An 18,424-nucleotide genomic window follows, 5' to 3' on the forward strand; every position below is an offset into this window, starting at 1 on the left:
CTGCCGAGCGAATTACCGGGCCCGCAGCAAAGCCGGCAGACCCGAGTCGCGCTGCACCCGCTGCGCTACGCCGGCACACCACACCGCCTCGCTCCCCACGACCTCCAGTGCCTCGCGCGCACGGGTGATGGCGGTGTACAGCAGCTCCCGGGTGAGCCCGGCGCGGGCCTGCTCCGGCAGCAACAGGGCCACGCGCTGGAACTCGGACCCCTGGGTTTTGTGAATCGTCATGGCGTACACCACCTCGTGCTCGGGGAGCCGCCCGGGCGCCATGGGGCGGAAGCCGCCCGCTGAGGGAAACCAGGCCATCAGCTGGCCCCCGTCGTCCGGCCAGAGCAGCCCGACGTCACCGTTGTACAGGCCGAGGTCGTGGTGATTGCGGGTGATCATGATGGGTTTGCCGCGGTAGTGCGCCAGCCCCGCAGGGTTCATCCGCGCCAGCGCCAGACGGTTGATCGCTTCCACGCCACGCGGCCCACCGCGGGTCGGACACAGAATGCGGAACTGCTGCAGGTGCATGAACGCCTGCGCCAGGCTGTCGGCCTTCGCAATGGGCTGGTAGTACAGATCCAGCCAGCGCGTCACCGCCGCCCCGCTGCCCGCGTCGTCAAACCGGGCCAGTGTGTCATCGGCGGCACTCAGTGTCTGCAGGCTCCCCGCGCCGTCGCCTGCCAGAACCTGCCGCGCCAGCCGGGCAATGCCGCCGCTGCCATCGAAACGGCGGCTCTGGCGCAGCACCGTGAGGTAATCAGCCTCGCCGGATCCCGCCTCTGCTGCCTCCAGCGTCACCCCCAGCGCGGCAAACCCGGCCAGCAGCCCAGGGCTGTAGCCGCTGGCAGCGCCAGCGGCGAGATCCGCCAGCACCGATCCGGCGGCCACCGAGGGCAACTGGTCGGGATCCCCCAGGAGAATAACACGACAGTGCGCCGGCAGCGCCTCAAACAGGCGCGTCATCAGGGGCAGGTCGACCATGGAGGCTTCGTCCACCACCAGGATATCCAGCCGCAGCGGGTTGTCGGCGCGGTGCCGGAAACCGGGGCTATATGACACCACCCCGAGCAGACGGTGCAGTGTGATGCCGGTATCCGGTATGGCATCGAGCACCGCTGCCGGCAACAGCCCCTGGAGATCCGACCGGGCCGCCGCTATCGACTCGGCCAGCCGCTGGGCGGCCTTGCCGGTGGGCGCCGCCATGCCAATCGCCAGCGGCGCGGCACGCCCGGGTGCCAGACAGGCAATCAGGCAGGCCAGCAGACGGGTGACGGTGTAGGTCTTGCCCGTACCCGGGCCGCCAGCCACCACGGTAAATGACTGCAGCAGGGCATTCGCCGCTGCCACTTTCTGCCAGTCGGGCGGCTCACCCACGGCACGGGCGGGGAACAGCGTGTCCAGCACCTCACGCGCCTGCGCAGGATCGGCCGCTGGGGCCGACGCCAGGCGCGGACGCAGTGCCGCCGCCAGCCGCTGCTCGAACTGCCAATAGCGCCGCAGGTAGAGTCGCGGCCCGTCGAGCACCAGCGGCGTCGCGCTGTCCGCATCCAGCGGCAAGGCCGACAGTCTGTGTTGCCAGTCATCCAGTGCCGGCAAGGCACCGTGCCCCAGGGCGCCCGCGACGCCGCGCTCGGCCCAGTCGGGGAGGTACAGACAGCTGTGCCCCTCCTGTAGCGCCTGACTGACAGCCATAACCGTCAGGCGCAACCAGTCGTCTTCGCAGCGGTACCACCGGCACAGCGCCTGTGCCAGGGCGCGATCCAGCGCCGGGGCCTCGGTCGACAACATCATCCGCCACCCTCCTGCGCGCGGAAGAAGCTATCCAGCGCATGGAGACCATCGATGTCCACATCGCGGTGGTAAACCCCTGCTCCCCCACGGGGGTGCAGGCCGCGCAGGTAAAGGTAGTGCACCCCCCCCAGATGCTGGGCGGGGTCGTAGTCCACGAGCCGCGTGCGCAGGTAGCGGTGCAGTGCCAGGGTATAGAGCAAATACTGCAGGTCGTAGACGTTTTGCTGTACATCGGCGGTGAGCGCATCGGCATGGTAGTCCCCCAGCCGATTGCCGAGGTAGGTCGACTTGTAATCCACCACGTAGTAGCGCCCCTGCCACAGGTACACCAGGTCGATATAGCCGTGCATCATGCCCTTCAGCCGCACCGGGGCTGGCAGCGGTGCCTCGGCGCCGCGCCGATGGCGCACAAGCAGGCGCCCGAGCGCCTCGGGATCAGCGTCACCCTGCATGGGAAAATAGAATTCCACCTCGCGCAGGGTCTGCTGCGGCGCCAGGTCCGCCAGGCGCGCACCACTGGGCAACGGCGCCGCGAGCTGCTGCGCCACCCACTCCGCCAGCGCCGCGCGCCAGCCGGGTTGACCCAGCAGCAGGTTGGGATAGCGGCGTTCCGCCTGGTCCAGCGCGCGCGCCAGGTCCGGGCGCTGGAAGTCCAGGTCCTCGAGCAGATCATGCAGCAGGTTGCCGGCCTCAGCGCCACGGCGCAACGAGAAGCGCAATTCTCCGGGCGAGTCGGGGCCGGGCTCGGCAGGCGCGGTGACCTCGCCGTCTCTGTCCGGCGTCGACAGGCCGCCGTGGCGCACGTTGCGGGTCAGTGCAGAAAAGGATGACAGCCACCAGTCGCGCTCAATGCGCCCGGTGAACACAGCCGGTGCCAGCGCGGTGTCTGCTGTGGCAGCGGTGGCAGGCGCAGGTGCCGTATCCTGCCCTTCCAGCTGCAACACGGCGCAGTCGCCGGCATCGGCCATGGCCCGCACCTGCTGCTCCAGGGCGTCCCAGCGGGTGACCTTCAGGCAACGCGCCAGCGGCGAGGTCTGCAGGCTGGCAAAGGCCGCTGCCATCAGGTAGACGCGGCGCGCAGCGCGCGTCGCCCCCACGTACAGCAGGCGCACATCCTCCGCAGCCTGCTCCTCGCGATACCAGGCCAGTTCCTCATCCGTAGGCTCGAGGGCGTGCCGGGCACTGAAGTCATGGCGCTGGTGGTAGCGCACAATGCCCGGACGCTGGCGGGCCTGATCACGGCCGTAACTGATAAACGGCAGGAACACCACGGGATACTCCAGACCCTTGGCCCCGTGCAGCGTTACCAGACGGATCAGCCTGCCGTCACTCTCCAGGCGCAGTTGCTGTGTTTCCGTACCGGCACTGCCCTCGGCTTCCTGGCGGGCGTTGGCGAACCAGTGCAGCAGGGCTTCAGGTTGGCGATGGCGCTGGCTGGCCGCCTGCAGCAGCTCCAGCAGGTGCAGGCTGTTGGTGAGTGTTCGCTCATGACTGTCGGGCAGCGGCTGCAGATGTTTCTGGTAAAGGCCCAGCGCCATTTTCATGAAGCCCTGGGCAAACCACTGCTGGCGCAGCGCTGCGACATCAGCGCAGGCCGCGGCCCAGCGGTGCTCGTCCTGACGCAGCGCATACAGGGCCGGGGTGTCATAGCCCAGCCACGGCGTGGCCAGGGCCGCTACCAGCAGCCGGTCATCCTCCATATGCAGAATACCGAGCAAGGCCTGCTGCAGGCTGGCCGCCTCGTCGCTGTTGAAAACATTGTCCGAGGCACTCAGGTAAACCGCATCCAGGCCCAGCTCGCGCAGCGCCCGCTGCATCTCGGCGGCCTCGAAACGGTCGCGTACCAGAATGGCGATATCCGCCGGTGACAGGGCCTCGCCCTCCAGGCGGGCCTGGCGCAGCAGGCGCGCGATCTCCTCCGCAGTCCAGCGCGCCAGATGCTGCTGGCCGGCCCGGGTGTAGCCCGTGCCCCGCTTGTCTGCGCCGGGCAATGTTGGGTCATGGGGCAACAGACACCACTGGAAATCGGCACGTGGAGCCGGGTCTTCCAGACCCGCGAGATCGGTTCGCCCCGCCCGCACCGGGTGGTAGTCGATGCCGAAGCCAAAAACATCGCTGCCGGCGGCAGCGGACAGCTCGGCGCCGTAAAAAAGCCGGTTGTAACCGCGGATCACGCCCTCGCTGGAGCGGTAGTTGGTGTCCATCACCCACTGCGTGTCGGCGTCATCACGTGCCTGCAGGTAGGCAAACACATCACCGCCGCGAAAGCCGTAAATGGCCTGCTTGGGGTCACCGATCATGCACAGCAGTGGCGCTGAGGGCGACGCAGCAGCGTAAATGGCGTTGAGCACGTCGTACTGCTCCGGGTCGGTATCCTGGAACTCGTCCACCAGCGCCACCGGATACTGTTGCAGCAACGCAGCGGCCAGCGCCGGGCCCTGCTCTCTGTCGTGTAGCCGCTGTCGCAGACGTGCAACCAGATCACTGAAATCCAGCTGGTCGAGCCGGTCCTTGGCCACAGACAGGTGCTCACGGGCAAAGCGGATGCCCGCCTGCGCCACACTGGCCCGGTAGGCGCGCGCCGCAGCGGGGAGCTGCTGCATCAGCGCGTAGAGCAGCGGCATACTGGCCTGCTTGGCGGCTGTATTGACGTAGGATCTGGCCGGCAATAACGACGCCAGTTGCGCCGCCTGTGCCGGATGCCATTCGGCGTCCAGTGCCTCGGTGAGGGACTGCAGCACCGATGCGGCCTCGGCCCGGGTGTGCGGCGAGCGCCGCTTGTCCACATCCAGCGCCTGAAACGCTGCAGACTCCTCGGTCCAGGCCGCACGCAGCGCACGCCAGTCAGCCCGCAGGTCCGGCATGTCCGGTGCCTGCACGGGTTCGGTGCCGGCGATCACCCGGCCCCAGGTGGCGAAAAAGGCCTCCGGTCCATCCCACAGCGCATACAGCGCCGCAAAGCCGGGTTGCTGGCTCTGTTGCCGATACCAGTCCTGCAGTGCCTCCAGCACAAGCGCACGCGTCTCCGCTTCCATATCGGCATGAAAACTGATGCCGCTGCGAAAGGCCTGCTGGGTCAGCGCCCGCTTGCAGAACCCGTGGATGGTAAACACAGCAGCTTCATCCATATCCAGCAGCGCGCGGCGCAGCAGGGCACGCGCGCGCGGCGCCGGCTGCTGCGCGTAGAGGTGGGCGAAGAACGGGTCTTCGGCGTCGTCGCCCCAGCGTGTGAGGGCCGCGTTGATTGCCCCGGCAAGACGCCCCTTGAGCTCCGCCGTAGCGGCCCGGGTGAAGGTCATCACCAGTATCTGCTGCACCGGTAGCTGGCGCTCCAGCAGCAGGCGCAGGTAGAGGCGGGCAATGTTGAAGGTCTTGCCGGTGCCGGCGCTGGCCTCGATCAGCTGTCGTCCCTGCAACGGCAGGGTCTGCGCCCGCAGGGATTCAACCATCGCCTGCCTCCAGCGCAATCTGCGTGTGCTCAAGGTGCTGCAGCATGGGGCCGTAGAGCGGCAGCAATTGCGCCTGCAGGGACTGCGGGTCCGGGGGCTCGGGCCAGAACCAGGCCAGCCACGGGTCCGCGCCCAAACCCGCGCGCTGATAACTGTCCTCCCACAGCGCCGGAAAATGGGTCTCCACGAAGCCCTCCTCCAGGGCCAGCATGCCCAGACTGCCGTGCAGCGGCAGTGGCGTCAGCAGGCTGTCCTGCCACAGCTGACACCAGTCCGATAACAGCTGCCGAGCGTGCTCCGCTGGCAGAGGCGCTGCGTGCAGTTCCAGCACGCCATTGTCCTCGCCACGATAAAAACCCAGCGTATCGCTGGGGGCGAGGCAATTGGCCACCAGGTGGTGCAGCCAGAGGGTCAGGTAGTCTCGGGCCTTGGGGTTGGCCAGACGCGCAAACACCAGGCTGCCCTCGGCACCTCGCGGCAGCGTGGCGGTCAACTGCAGGCCGTGCAGCGCCAGTGACACCTGCTCACCCGCTGGCGGCGCTGAACGTGACTGCAAGTGCTGTGCAAAACCGCTCGCCTGCTCCCGCCATTGTGCAATCTGCAGTGGGGTTACCGGGTTGGCGGGCAAGCGGCCGGAGAGCATTTCGCGCCTGACCGCCGCCTCCAGCCCGGCGCTGTCGCCCGCCCACAGGCGGCCCAGCATGTCCTGTTGCACTCGGTAGCGATCCAGGTGTGTGGTGACGAAGGGTTCGCTATCGCTGAGCAGCGCGGCGGCCGTGCGCTCCGGGGTCAGGCCCAGGCGTTGCTCGGCAAAGTGTCGCGCCGGGTGTTCGAGCGCCCGCACCAGCGTGGTGAGCGGCAGGGTTTCAGGCAGCTGCTCCGGCGCCGGCAGGCTCACCACCCGCAGGGGCGCAGCGAGCGGTGCAGCGAGACGCCGCCAGTGGGGATCAAAGGTGCGCAGTTGGCCCCGGTAATTGTCCGCACTGAAGGGCTGTAGTGGCAGCGTCCTGAGATCGCTGCGTCGCCAATGCGAGGCCTGCTCCAGATAGCGGGTAAGTTCTGCCAGTACCAGAGAAGGCTGGCGCTCGCTGTTATTGCGCACATCGTGCCCCTGGTAGCTCAGGTACAAGGCATCCCGTGCGGAAACGAGGGCCTCCAGGAACAGGTAGCGATCATCACCGCGGCGGGAGCGATCACCCGGTCGCGGCCGATCCTGCGCCATCAGGTCGAAACCCAGCGGCGGGCGCTGGCGCGGAAACTCGCCGTCATTCAGCCCCAGCACCGCCACCAGTTTGAAGGGAATCGACCGCATGGGCACCATGGAGCAGACCGTCACCTGCCCGGTGAGGAACTGTCGCCCCGTGCGCGTGGGGCTTTGCAGGCTGCGCTGCAACACCTCCCGAACCACCGCCAGCGGCAGCTCGCTGCTAAAACCCGCCGCTCTGCTGTGCTCGCCCAGCTCCCGGATCACAGCGACCAGGTCCTCATGCGCCGCATCCAGCGGGCCACCCTCGGCCAGGAAGGCCAGGCGCAGTCTGTCGTGCAGGAACTGCTGCCAGTCGGCGACGCAGCGCAGCGCGCTGAGATCCCGGCGCAGTGCCTGCAGGGCCTCGATGAAGGCGCACAGGCGCCCGAGCAGGAGGGCATCGGCGCCCTCGACCTGTGGCAGCAGTAAACGTTGCTCCACCACCGCCTCTTCGTCACCCCAGGCAAACCCCAGCAGCAGGCGCTCCAGCCCCTGGGCCCAGGTGAATTCGTCGCCGCTGGTGCCCGGCACCCATTCCTGGCGGTGCTCACCATCCAGGCCCCAGTGCACCGCAGCGGCCTGCAGCCAGTGGCCGATACGCACCAGCTCCGCAGGCGTAATGCCAGCGCGCTGCTGGATGGCAGGCACCTGTAGCCAGCCCAGCACCTGACCGACCTGCAAACGCGCATCCGGCAGCGCCAGCAACGCCAGGAAGGCAGCAATCGTGGGGTCCGCGTCGCCGGGGTTGCGATCGGCAATCGAGCAAGGCAGCGGCGGCACATGATCACCGAGACCCTCGTAGCGGCCGGCAAACACCGCTTCCACAAAGGGAGCGTAGTCCTCCACGCTGGGACAGAGCACCACCACATCGCGCGGTTTCAGGGCGGGATCGGCATTGAACCGGTGCAACAGCCAGTCATGGAGTCCCTGTACTTCGCGCAGCGCACTGTGCGCCGAAGCGATGGTAATGGAGTCATCAGACACCGGCGTCGGTGCTTCGCGACCGTCGACAAACCGGAACATGTCGCGTTGCAGCATCGTCAGCAGCGTGTCCGCTGCAGGTTCCGTGAACAGCTCGGTCTCCGTGTCCGCCCAGTCCGCGAGCAGGCGCACAAACTGCTGGCCCTGCTGGCCGAAGCTGGTAATCAGCGGATTGCCCGGTTCCTCGACGAAGCCGTCTTCACTGTCGTGCTCTGCCAGCCAGGTTGCACGCCGGCGCGCGACCTGGCGCTCGCTTGCAGCCTCCTGCCAGAACTCATTGCTGGGGTTCAGGTAGAGCAAAAAGATCTCGACGCCCTGCTGCGCAGACAGCACGCGCAAAAAATCCAGCCACAGTGGCGCGAGGGAGTTCACACCGAACACGAAGAAGCGCTCGGGCAACCCGACCACCGGCTGCGTGAGACGCTGCATAGCCTCACGCAATAACGCCACCGGATGCGCGGGCACCTCGGCCACCAACATGCGCCAGAGCAGTCCCTGCCAGTGCAGCGGCTCTCCCGGGTCCGGTTCACGTGCTCCACGGCCACCGCGGTCCCAGGCCTCTACCCAGTCGGGCCGGTACATCAGGTACTGCTCGTACAGGTCCGCAAGCTCCTCTGCCAACTGGTAGCGACGCAGCGGCTGTTGCCGCTCGGACTGCTGCTGCCAGTAGCGGGTGGGCTCCACGAACAGGGGGTCTGCGGTCACCGACGACCTACCCAGCAGGTCGTAGATACGCCAGGCCAGCACTTCCCGCTGGTAAGGGGAGGCCTCCGGCACAGCGTCCTCGCCCAGCACTGTGCGAATCAGCGTCCACATGAACCGCACCGGCAGCGGAAACTGCAGGTTCATGGCAATGCCACGCTGCGGATGCTCTGCGAGCTGCATGCTGAGCCAGTGCTGCATGCCCCGGTGCTGCACCAGTATATGCTCCGGTGCCAGCGGCGAGGCGGCGGGCACATTGAGCAAGGCGGCCAGCGCGCCGGCCAGGTGTTCCAGCCTGTTTGAGGGGAAGACGTGGATCATCGGCGCTCGGCGTCCCCGAGATCGCGGAGTACCGGCGCCACGAAATCCGGGTCCAGCGCGCGGCGCGGGTGATAGGCAGTAACCTGACCCATGAAAGGGGGGTGGATAGAATAGCCCAACAGCGACTGCAGCTGTGGCGACATCGCGGATGCCAGCTGCGGGGGAATGCCGAGAAAGAAGTTCTCCTGTGGTCGGGCCCAGGGCTGGCAGTACTGGTTGGAAAAGGCCCGACGTGTTCCGCAACTCGCGTTGGCACCGCCGCGATGCAGCAGGGTTCCCGCGAACACCAGGCAGCTGCCGGCACTCATGGTCACCGTTTGCACCTGGGCTGCCACGCGCTGGTCCAGCGCCTCGCCTGCCGGCTCATCGCCCTGCAGGTAGGCGCCCGCCAACTCCGCGTCCGACCAGCGATGGCTACCGGGAACCACTTGGGTACCGCCATTCTCCGGGGTGAAGTCCTCAACGGCTACGATGGTGGAAAGACTGATCATCGGGCGTGGCCGCGGCACCGTGTAGAACGCATCGTCGGTATGCCAGGGCTGCGCTGTTTCACCCGGGCCGATAACAATGGCCTGGCTCGCGGTGAGCAGGAAATTGGGCAGCAATTGTGTCGAACACAGGGCGAGGATACGCGGGTCCTCCACGATATCCTGGAACACCCTGTCCCGCGCAACCAGCGTGTAGATGCGCTCGGTGGCTTGCCCCTCAAAGGCATTGCGGCCGAGATGACCGCCCAGCCACTGGTCGAACAGCAGGTTGATACGGTGCAGCTGCTGCGCGGACAGAAAGTCGGGCAACACGGTATAGCCCTGCTGTGCGAGCGCTTTACGGTGCATATCCATAGCGCGGGAGTCCATTGCTCAGGTCGTCTCGCTGTCCGTGGCAAAGAGTGCCAGCGTAGCGGCGTCCGCGGCATTTGCAAAGGCGTGTGATGCGCGACTACCCATTCCCGCTCTGCTTGCTTACCATGTGCGCTCCGGTCGCCGAGCACCACCGCCTAACATGGACAATTTCCTGCTGATCCTCGCCTACCTCGGCATCGGCCTGTGCCTGCGCCGGCTGCGCGGCATGCCCGGGAATACCTCGGAGGTGCTGAACGCCTACGCACTCAACGTGGCGCTGCCGGCGGTGATTCTTAGCAATGTGCCGCTGCTCACGTTTTCCAGCGCGCTGCTGATTCCTACCATTACCCCCTGGCTGCTCATGTTACTGGTGGTGCCCCTGGTTCTCCTGCTGGGCCGCCTGCTGCACTGGCCGCGCAATGTGGTGGGGGCGCTGCTGATCGTGCTGCCTTTGGGCAATACCTCCTACCTGGGCTTTCCACTGGTGCAGTCGTTTTTTGGCACGGCCGGCATGCCCTACGCCATGGTGTACGACCAGTTGGGCTCCTTTCTCGCACTGGCCAGCTACGCAGTGGTGATCGCGGCCTTCTACAGCCCGCAGGTGGCGACGCCCTCTGCCCGCGCTATTTTCACACGGATTGTCAGTTTTCCACCTTTCCTCGCCCTGCTGGCCGGGCTGGCGCTGCGCGGGACGACGCTGCCCCCCCTTGTAGAGCAGCTGGTAGCGACCGTTGCCGCCACCTTGGTGCCACTGGTAATGATTGCCGTGGGCTTCCAGATCAGCATTCGTCTGGCACGCAGCGAACGGCTCACCCTGGCCATTGCACTGGGGATCAAGCTGGTGTTGATGCCGCTGTGTACCTTCATACTGTGGAAAGCCCTGGGCCAGCGCGGGCTGGCCACGCAAATCGCCGTATTCCAGGCCGCGATGCCACCGATGATCTCCGCCGGCACCATCGCCATCATGGCGGGTCTGGCACCGCGCCTGGTTGCAGGCCTGATCGGTATCGGCATCCTGTTATCGCTGGTCACCCTGCCCACCCTCTACTGGCTGCTCTCCCAGAGTGGCTGAAGCCACCCAAACGCATTGGAGGAAGCCATGTCTCAACCGCCCGTCATCACCGAGCGCGCAGGCCCTGTGTGTACGATCATTCTCAACCGGCCAGCGCAGCGCAATGCGGTTGACAGGCCCACGGCGGAAGCCCTGCATGCCGCCTTCATCAACTTCGCCAACGATGACACGCTGCGCGTAGCCGTGCTCACCGGCGCGGGTGGGCATTTTTGTGCCGGGGCGGACCTTGCCGCGATGAACGATCCCGAGCTGCGCAACACAGTGAATGAAGACGGCACCGGTCCCGGGCCCATGGGCCCCACCCACCTGCAGCTGGAGAAACCGGTGATTGCCGCGGTTGCGGGCTACGCGGTGGCCGGTGGACTGGAACTGGCACTCTGGTGCGACCTGCGCATCGCAGAGCAATCCGCGACCTTTGGCGTGTTTTGCCGGCGCTGGGGCGTACCCCTGATTGATGGGGGTACCGTGCGTCTGCCGAGGATCGTCGGCCAGGGCCGCGCCCTGGACATGATACTCACCGGGCGCCCGGTGGACGCCGCAGAAGCCTTGCAGATGGGCCTTGCCAACCGGGTCGTGCAAGATGGCGAGGCGCGGCGGGCCGCAGAGACGCTGGCCGCCACAATCGCTGCCTTTCCGCAGCACTGCCTGCGCGCCGACCGCGCGTCCTGTCTCGCCCAGTGGAGCCTGCCACTGGAAAACGCACTGCAAGAGGAAGGTCGCGGGGGCTACCCGGTCATCGCCAGCGAGGCACTGGGCGGCGCCGCGCGCTTTGCGGGCGGGGCAGGCCGCCACGGAGACTTCAACACCTGAGCAGGCATTCACCCGATGTTCTACCATGCACGAACCTGAACCGTTGATCTGGAGTAGCCCATGGCCCCGCGCACCCCACAGGACCCGGATGGTATCCGCCTGCCGGTAAAACTCGACACAACATCCAACGGGGAGTTCATGCCCATCCCGCTGGACGCGATACACCACCATGCCAACCGCCTGGCGCTCAGCACGGCTGATGAGAGTGCACGGCATTCCGGCCTGCGCCGGCGCGCCTTTCTGACCAGTGCCTGCGGCGTCGCCACCACCCTGCTCGCCTTCAACCGTGCCTATGCCAGCCTCGGCGAGCGCGGCGGCTATTTCGAACTGGAACCCGATGCACAATGGGACCAGCAACTGGCCGCCGCCCAGGTGGGTGGCAACGAGTTCATCTTTGATGTGCAGGGCCACTTCGTGAACCCCACAGGTGCCTGGACAGCAAAGCTGCCTGCCGAAGCTCGCCCCCTGAGCGGGCTGCCCAACGCCAGCTGCCCTGCCGCGGAAGGGCCGGGTCGCGCCTACCTCGACTGCTTCAATGCCGAACAGTTTGTTCAGGACGTTTTCATCGACTCGGATACCGACCTGATGGTGCTCTCCTTCGTGCCCTCACGCTCCGATGCCGAGCCGCTGACCATAGAGGAAGCGGCCGCTACCGCGGAAATCGTGGAGCAGATGCAGGGCACCCACCGCCTGCTGCTGCACGGCCGGGTCAACCCCAACCAGGAGGGCGACCTGGATGCCATGGATGAACTCGCCGAACACTGGGGCGTCGCAGCGTGGAAGACCTATACGCAGTGGGGACCGGATGGCACAGGCTTCTGGCTGGACGACGAAGACACCGGCATTCCGTTTCTGGAGAAGGCGCGCAAACTGGGCGTGAAGATTGTCGCCATCCACAAGGGCCTGCCCTTTGGCAAAGAGTCCTATGAGCATTCGACCTGCGCCGACATCGGCAGGGTTGCCAGGCGCTACCCCGATATGAGTTTTCTGGTCTATCACTCCGGCTATGTCGCCGGCAGCGCAGAGGGGCCCTACGACCCGAACCGTGAAGACGGCGTTGACGCACTGGTCACGTCACTGCGCGCCAACGGCATTGCACCCAACAGCAATGTGTATGCGGAGATGGGCAGTACGTGGCGCTATCTGATGCGCGACCCCGACAGCGCGGCGCACACCCTGGGCAAGCTGCTCACCTACGTGGGGGAGGACAACGTCCTCTGGGGCACCGACTCCATCTGGTACGGGTCGCCGCAGGACCAGATACAGGCGTTTCGCACCTTCCAGATTGCCGAGAAGCTGCAAGCGATGTACGGCTACCCGAAAATGACCGCCGAGCTGCGGGCCAAGGTGTTCGGGCTCAATGCACTGAAACCCTACGGGCAACACGTGGCCGACCTGATGCCGCATTTCAGTCGGGATACCGTGGCGCAGCGGCGGGAAGCCAGCCGCAGCGCACCAGACCCGCACTTCCGCACTTATGGCCCAAAAAATCGCCGGGAATTTCTCAACCTGATGCGCTGGCAGAACGGCCCCGCCTGACCCAGGCGCGGCAGCTCAGTTTTTCTGCTCGAGTAAGGTGAGCACGCTGGAGAAATCCTGCTGACCCATGCCGGCCTCCTGCAGGCGCGTGTAAAGCTCGCGCGCCAGCTGGCCCATGCGATTGTCGACGCCACTCTGGCTGGCGATATCCATGGCCAGGCCGAGGTCCTTGGCCATCAGGTCGACCATGAAGCCGGGCTTGTAGCCGTTGCTGGCCGGTGCTTTTTCCATCACGCCGGGATAGGGGTTGTACACCTCCAGGGACCAGTTGCGCCCCGAGCTGGCGAGCATGATTTCCGACAGCACCGCAGGATCCAGCCCGTTGCGTACACCCATTTCCAGGGCCTCACAGGTGCCGATCATGTGAATGGCCAACAGCATGTTGTTACAGCCCTTGGCCACCTGCCCCGCCCCTGCCGGGCCGGCGTGGAAGATGTTCTTGCCCATGCCCGACAGAATGACCCGGGCCTTCTCGAAGGTTGCCGCCTCGCCGCCACACATGAAGGCCAGGGTGCCTGCGGCGGCGGCAGCAACGCCGCCGGATACCGGCGCATCCATGAAACCGATACCCAGGGCCGCTGCGGCCTGGCCCACTTCGCGTGACGTTGCGGCATCGATTGTGCTGCAATCCAGCACGGTGGTCTCCGGCCCCAGGCGAGCCAGCAGGCCATCATCGCCCAGGTAGACACTGGCCACATGCTTGCCGGCAGGCAGCATGGAGATGACATACTCGGCGCCCACCACTGCCTCACCGGCGGAGGTGGCGACCTGGGCCCCGGCGTCCGCCAGTTGCTGACAGGCGGCCTGCGACAGGTCAAAGACGGTTACGCTATGACCGGCCCGAATCAGGTTGGCGGCCATCGGGCCACCCATGTTGCCAAGGCCGATAAATCCAACTTGCGCCATTGTGAAGTCTCCTGTGCGGTTTAGAGGTCGGCCAGCGGGTTGTTCGGCCAGGGCGCCGTGAAGAAGCCATCGAGCAGCGCTTCCGGTACTTCACGGGTGCTTTTGTAGGCCCAGGCCGGGTTGCGATCCTTGTCCAGCAGCAGAGCGCGCACGCCTTCGGCAAACTCCGGGTAGCGCACCACGTTGGTGGCCAGCTGGACTTCCGACTGGAACACCTCCCGCAGGGAGCAGTGCCGGGTGGCCTGCAGCTGGCGACTGATCCAGAGCGCCGCCAGTGGCGAGCCATGCGCCAGGCCGTCGCGGGCGCGGGACAGCCACTGGTCGGTGGTCTGCTGGTTAACGATGTTATCCACCACCTGATGGACGTCGTCGCCGTCGCAGAGGGAATTGATCCGGCTCAGGTGCGGCTCCACCTGGCCCCCGGGCATGCTGCCGATACTCTGCTCGGTGAGCGGGCGCAGGATATGCCGCACGCGGGCATGATTGGCTGCGCAGTCCCCGCGCCAGGCGCTGCGACGCAGCTGCTCCAGCACGACGTCCTTGTGTTCACTGGCGATAAAACGGTCCGCGAGCCCGGTAAACACCGCGTCGGCAGCGTTGATGGAGGCACCGGTGAGGGCAAGGAATTGCCCCGACTTCCCGGGCATGTGGTTGAGAAACCAGCTGCCGCCCACATCCGGGAACAGCGCGATGGTGATTTCCGGCATGGCGATGCGGGTGGCTTCCGTCACCACCCGGTGCGAACAACCCGCCATCACACCCAGACCGCCGCCCATCACGATCCCATGACCCCAGCAGATGATCGGCTTGGGATAGGTGTGCAGGGTGTAGTTCATGCGATATTCGCGGGCGAAGAAGGCCTCCGCCTCCTCGCAGGGCCCACCGGGCGTGGCGGTTGCGGAGCGGTGCAGGGCCTGCACATCGCCGCCGGCGCAGAAGGCCTTTTCACCACTGCCATCAATCAGGATGGCGCCGATCTCAGGGTCATCGCGCCACGCATCCAGCTGTTGCTGCAGCGTGTCAACCATCGGTAGGGTCAGTGAGTTGAGGGTTTTGGGCACGTTGAGCGTGAGCCGGCCGAGCTTGCGCTCGGCACAGGCGACAAGCTCAACAATGACAGGGGCATCTGACATGGTTGAATCCTTAGCGGTTTTTCCATTCGGGCTTGCGCTTCTCGAGAAACGCATTCACACCCTCGCGCTGGTCTTCGGTGGAGAACAGCTCAACGAACAGTTCGCGCTCTGCCGCCAGACCATCGCCGATCGCCTTGTCGCGGGCGGAGTGGATCAGCTGCTTGCAGCGCCCGATCGAGCTGGGGCTCTGCTCGCCCACCTGCTCGGCCAGGGCCAGGGCACGTTCCAGCGCCTCGCCGGTGCCAACCACCTCTTCTGCCAGGCCAATGCGCTCCGCTGTGGCAGCATTGATGCGCTCACCGCAGAGGATCATCCGCTTGGCCCAGCCTTCGCCCGCCAGCCAGGCCAGACGCTGGGTGCCGCCGGCACAGGGCAGCAGGCCGACCCGCGCCTCGGGCAGCGCGAGCTGGGCCTGCTCTTCAACAATGCGCAGGTCGCAGGCCAGGGCGACTTCCAGACCGCCGCCCATGGCAAAGCCGTTCACAGCAGCAATGGAGACGCCGCGGAAGTCCGCCAGCGCTTCAAAGGCCTCGCCGAAAAAGCGTGCCATGCGCTCCGCCGTTTTCGGGTCGCCGTCGGCAAACAGTTTCAGGTCCGCTCCGGCCGAGAAGAACTTGCTGCCAGCGCCGGTCAGCACCAGCGCGTATATATCCAGATTGCTGTTCAGCGCAGCGACCAGATCGCGCAGCGCGGGCAGGCTCTCGGTGTCCCAGGTATTGGCTGCGGGGTTGTCGATCGTCACCAGTGCGGTGTGGCCGCGAATCTCGACTTTCAGTTTGTCCGATGTGCTCAGGCTCATTTGATCACCTCCAGTGCGCCTTCCATTAACAGTTTGCGCGCCACAATCACGCGCATGATTTCGTTGGTACCCTCGAGTATCTGGTGCACCCGTGTATCACGCACATGGCGCTCCATCGGGTATTCGCGGATATAGCCATAGCCGCCGAACAGTTGCAGGGCATCGTTGCAGACCTGGAAACCCACATCGGTCGCAAAGCGTTTGGCCATGGCGCAGTAGGTGGTGGCCTGTGGGTCCTTGTGGTCCAGCTTGCTGGCGGCGAGCCGCACCATCTGCCGCGCCGCCACCAGTTCTGTGAGCATGTCGGCGAGTTTGAACTGGGTGTGCTGGAAGTCGGCGATAGCCGTGTCGAACTGGCGCCGCTCCTGCACGTAGGCGGTAGCTTCTTCCAGCGCCTGCTGGGCTGTGCCCACGCTGCAGGTGGCGATGTTGATACGTCCACCGTCGAGTCCCATCATGGCGATGGAAAAGCCCTGCCCCTCGGCACCGAGCCGGTTCTCCACCGGTACGCGCACGTTATCGAAGGTCACCATGCGTGTGGGCTGGGCGTTCCAGCCCATCTTCGCTTCTTTCTTGCCGTAGCTGATACCCTCGGCATCCGCCGGCACCAGCAGCGCCGTGATACCGCGCGCGCCGTTGTCGCTGGTTCGCAGCATGACCACCAGCACGTCGGTTTCGCCGGCGCCGGAAATGAACACCTTGCTGCCGTTGATCACATAGTCGCCCCCCTCACGTCGCGCCGAGGTGCGCAGCGAGGCGGCGTCGGAGCCCGCACCGGGCTCTGTCAGGCAATAGGACGCCAGCTTTTCGCCACTGACCAGCGCGGGGCACCAGGCCTCGATAACGGCATCGGTGCAGAAGTTGCCGATCATGCTGGTCGCCATGTTGTGGATGGTCAGGAATGCCGCCGTGGTGGTGCAACCGCGCGCCAGTTCCTCCACAATCAGACTGGCATCCAACCGGCCCATACCCAGCCCACCGGCACTCTCCGGCGTGTACATCCCCATGAAGCCAAGCTCACCGGCCTGGCGCAGAGCGTCCTTCGGAAAGAAAGACTCCTCGTCCCACTGCGCGGCGTTGGGTGCCAGCACACCGTCGGAGAACGCGCGCGCACTGTCAATAAACGCCTGCTGCTCCTCTGAGATGGAAAAATCCATGGCCAGCTCTCCTCAGAAGCGATTCATGACTTTGCCGAACAACTCCTCGTCGGGCGGGATGACCTTGGTTTGCGCCAGCGGTTTGGATACCCAGGTCTCGTTGATGAGGTCGCGCCAGGTAATGTTGTGGTTGATGCTGTTGCCGCCCCAGGAGCCACAGCCCAGCGAAAAGGTCTGGCGCATGCCGTTCCACAGGTTGCCGCTATTGGAGGCTGCCTGGGGCTGGTTAACCATCACCCGCGAGGTGCGCGTGGCCATCGCCAGTTTCAGGATGTTGTCGTCGTTGTTGGAGTAGATGCCACAGCTGTGGCCCTGGCCCTGATACGCCTGGATACGATTGGTCAGCTCGATGGCTTCGTCGATGTCGCGCACCTTGTACAGGGCCATGGTCACGGTCAGCTTCTCGCCCGAGAAGGGATAATCGGGGCCGGCACCCACTTCGGGCACAATCAGAAACTGCTTGCCCTCGGGCAGGTCGATACCCGCGCGTCCGGCGATGGTCGTGGCGTGCTGCGCGACGATCGCCGCGTTCAGGTGGCCGTCCTGCCAGATCACGCTCTGCAGCCGGGCCTTGTCCTCACCTTCGATGACGTAACCGCCCTCGTGCTTGAGCTTCTCGAGAAACTCGTCGTAGATGGATTCAAACACCAGCACGGAGTTGTCCGAGGAGCAGGAGGCGGCCAGGTCCAGCGTCTTGGAGATACGGATTTTCTCCGCGGCTTCGTCCAGGTCGGCACTGTCGTCGACCGTAATCACCGCATTGCCTACCCCCACGCCCAGCGCAGGCGTGCCGGAAGAATAGGCCGCCGACACCATCGCTTCACCGCCGGTGGCGAGAATGCGGTCACACTGGCGCATCAACTCGTTGGTCTTGTCCAGCGAGGGCACATCAATGCTCTGCACCAGGTCCGCCGGCGCGCCCATGGCAACGATCGCCTCGCGCATGTAGTCACAGATCATCTTGTTGGTCAGTTTGGCGCGCGGGTGCGGCGCGATGATAATGGCATTGCGCCCCTTCACCGCAGAGATGGCCTTGATCACCGGCGTGGCCTCCGGGTTCGTGGAGGGTGACAGGGCACCGATGACACCGACCGGCTTGGCGATCTTGATGATGTTGCGAACCGGGTCCTCTTCGATCACGCCGACGGACTTGTCGTTGATGATGTCCATCAGGGTCGCGCGCGTTTTACGGTGAATCTTGAGGAACTTGCCGTCGTAGTTACCAAGCTGGGTTTCCTCGACGGTAAAGCGGGCAATTTTCTCCGACACACCTTCACGCGCCACCGACCAGACCATAGCGGTAATCAGCTCGTCCACCTGCTCCTGGGTATAGTGTTCGATGGCCGCCTGCGCTGCGCGGGCACGCGCCATCATCTCGGCAATTTCCTGCTGTACCGGATTCGGATCCTGATTATGCTCTGCTGTCGCCATGGGGCGTACTCCTGTCGTACACATGAAGATGGGGTTCCAGCCACGGCCTGCTGCCGGAACTCTTATAGTAGCCGAGCAGACTACGCCGCGCGGGCGACGTGTCAAAGGGAGAAAGTTGCGATATACATGGATGATATTGCGGCTTAATCAATCCAATAACCCGGTTTTCAGGATTATATCCTCGAACGGCGCAGCCCGAACGCCCCGCGGCCACGCCGCAGAAGATGGTCGCTCATGCAAATTGCATCGGCCAG

Annotated in this window: 12 protein-coding genes; 3 read left to right on the forward strand and 9 right to left on the reverse strand. The window is 65.5% G+C overall.

Annotated features, from left to right (window positions below; translation table 11 throughout):
• Window positions 1–12 precede the first annotated feature (12 nt).
• The 4 genes from recD to R3E49_RS01035 are packed head-to-tail and all read right to left on the reverse strand — an operon-like array spanning window position 13 to window position 9,323.
• Complete coding sequence (gene recD, locus R3E49_RS01020) at window positions 13–1,782, reverse strand: exodeoxyribonuclease V subunit alpha (RefSeq protein WP_371293351.1); 1,770 nt, start codon at window positions 1,780–1,782, stop codon at window positions 13–15.
• Window positions 1,779–5,231, reverse strand: coding sequence for an exodeoxyribonuclease V subunit beta (recB, locus tag R3E49_RS01025; RefSeq protein ID WP_371293352.1), 3,453 nt, complete (start codon window positions 5,229–5,231; stop codon window positions 1,779–1,781). Before recB ends, recD begins: the two co-directional genes overlap by 4 nt.
• Window positions 5,224–8,481, reverse strand: coding sequence for an exodeoxyribonuclease V subunit gamma (gene recC, locus R3E49_RS01030; RefSeq protein ID WP_371293353.1), 3,258 nt, complete (start codon window positions 8,479–8,481; stop codon window positions 5,224–5,226). Before recC ends, recB begins: the two co-directional genes overlap by 8 nt.
• Window positions 8,478–9,323, reverse strand: coding sequence for a phytanoyl-CoA dioxygenase family protein (locus tag R3E49_RS01035; protein ID WP_290745459.1), 846 nt, complete (start codon window positions 9,321–9,323; stop codon window positions 8,478–8,480). The genes recC and R3E49_RS01035 overlap by 4 nt, the downstream gene beginning before the upstream one ends.
• A 160-nt stretch (window positions 9,324–9,483) precedes the next feature.
• Between R3E49_RS01035 and R3E49_RS01040 the strand changes: the two genes are divergently transcribed.
• The 3 genes from R3E49_RS01040 to R3E49_RS01050 are packed head-to-tail and all read left to right on the forward strand — an operon-like array spanning window position 9,484 to window position 12,744.
• Window positions 9,484–10,395, forward strand: a complete 912-nt coding sequence (locus tag R3E49_RS01040) for an AEC family transporter (protein ID WP_290745462.1) — start codon at window positions 9,484–9,486, stop codon at window positions 10,393–10,395.
• A gap of 27 nt (window positions 10,396–10,422) precedes the next feature.
• Entirely contained in the window at window positions 10,423–11,205 is a 783-nt protein-coding gene (locus tag R3E49_RS01045; RefSeq protein ID WP_290745465.1) for a crotonase/enoyl-CoA hydratase family protein, read from the forward strand.
• Between the two features lie 60 nt (window positions 11,206–11,265).
• Window positions 11,266–12,744 carry an amidohydrolase family protein gene (locus R3E49_RS01050; RefSeq protein ID WP_371293354.1) on the forward strand — a complete coding sequence of 493 codons (1,479 nt, stop codon included), beginning with the start codon at window positions 11,266–11,268 and terminating at the stop codon, window positions 12,742–12,744.
• Between the two features lie 15 nt (window positions 12,745–12,759).
• On the opposite strand, the gene mmsB is transcribed toward R3E49_RS01050, so the two are convergent.
• Genes mmsB through R3E49_RS01075 form a run of 5 tightly spaced genes read right to left on the reverse strand, consistent with a single transcriptional unit; the run spans window position 12,760 to window position 18,170 of the window.
• Window positions 12,760–13,650: a 3-hydroxyisobutyrate dehydrogenase gene (gene mmsB / locus R3E49_RS01055; protein WP_371293355.1), complete on the reverse strand. Its 891-nt coding sequence runs from the start codon at window positions 13,648–13,650 to the stop codon at window positions 12,760–12,762.
• Between the two features lie 20 nt (window positions 13,651–13,670).
• Window positions 13,671–14,783, reverse strand: coding sequence for an enoyl-CoA hydratase/isomerase family protein (locus tag R3E49_RS01060; RefSeq protein ID WP_371293356.1), 1,113 nt, complete (start codon window positions 14,781–14,783; stop codon window positions 13,671–13,673).
• Window positions 14,784–14,793: 10 nt separating this feature from the next.
• The gene (locus tag R3E49_RS01065) at window positions 14,794–15,582 is read right to left on the reverse strand and encodes an enoyl-CoA hydratase (RefSeq protein ID WP_290745480.1); all 789 of its coding nucleotides are present in this window, start codon (window positions 15,580–15,582) and stop codon (window positions 14,794–14,796) included.
• Window positions 15,579–16,739, reverse strand: a complete 1,161-nt coding sequence (locus tag R3E49_RS01070) for an acyl-CoA dehydrogenase family protein (protein ID WP_290745483.1) — start codon at window positions 16,737–16,739, stop codon at window positions 15,579–15,581. The genes R3E49_RS01065 and R3E49_RS01070 overlap by 4 nt, the downstream gene beginning before the upstream one ends.
• 12 nt (window positions 16,740–16,751) lie before the next feature.
• Window positions 16,752–18,170, reverse strand: a complete 1,419-nt coding sequence (locus tag R3E49_RS01075; RefSeq protein WP_290745486.1) for an aldehyde dehydrogenase family protein — start codon at window positions 18,168–18,170, stop codon at window positions 16,752–16,754.
• Window positions 18,171–18,424 lie beyond the last annotated feature (254 nt).

Origin of the sequence: Haliea sp. (assembly GCF_041395985.1) — a bacterium.
In the GTDB taxonomy this organism is placed as follows: domain Bacteria; phylum Pseudomonadota; class Gammaproteobacteria; order Pseudomonadales; family Halieaceae; genus Haliea.

Coding starts and splice junctions, on each gene's coding strand:
- R3E49_RS01060 (WP_371293356.1), bottom strand. CDS start 14,783: ATGTCAGATGCCCCTGTCATTGTTGAGCTTGTCGCCTGTGCCGAGCGC.
- R3E49_RS01075 (WP_290745486.1), bottom strand. CDS start 18,170: ATGGCGACAGCAGAGCATAATCAGGATCCGAATCCGGTACAGCAGGAA.
- R3E49_RS01065 (WP_290745480.1), bottom strand. CDS start 15,582: ATGAGCCTGAGCACATCGGACAAACTGAAAGTCGAGATTCGCGGCCAC.
- R3E49_RS01040 (WP_290745462.1), top strand. CDS start 9,484: ATGGACAATTTCCTGCTGATCCTCGCCTACCTCGGCATCGGCCTGTGC.
- recB (WP_371293352.1), bottom strand. CDS start 5,231: ATGGTTGAATCCCTGCGGGCGCAGACCCTGCCGTTGCAGGGACGACAG.
- R3E49_RS01050 (WP_371293354.1), top strand. CDS start 11,266: ATGGCCCCGCGCACCCCACAGGACCCGGATGGTATCCGCCTGCCGGTA.
- mmsB (WP_371293355.1), bottom strand. CDS start 13,650: ATGGCGCAAGTTGGATTTATCGGCCTTGGCAACATGGGTGGCCCGATG.
- R3E49_RS01045 (WP_290745465.1), top strand. CDS start 10,423: ATGTCTCAACCGCCCGTCATCACCGAGCGCGCAGGCCCTGTGTGTACG.
- recC (WP_371293353.1), bottom strand. CDS start 8,481: ATGATCCACGTCTTCCCCTCAAACAGGCTGGAACACCTGGCCGGCGCG.
- recD (WP_371293351.1), bottom strand. CDS start 1,782: ATGATGTTGTCGACCGAGGCCCCGGCGCTGGATCGCGCCCTGGCACAG.
- R3E49_RS01035 (WP_290745459.1), bottom strand. CDS start 9,323: ATGGATATGCACCGTAAAGCGCTCGCACAGCAGGGCTATACCGTGTTG.
- R3E49_RS01070 (WP_290745483.1), bottom strand. CDS start 16,739: ATGGATTTTTCCATCTCAGAGGAGCAGCAGGCGTTTATTGACAGTGCG.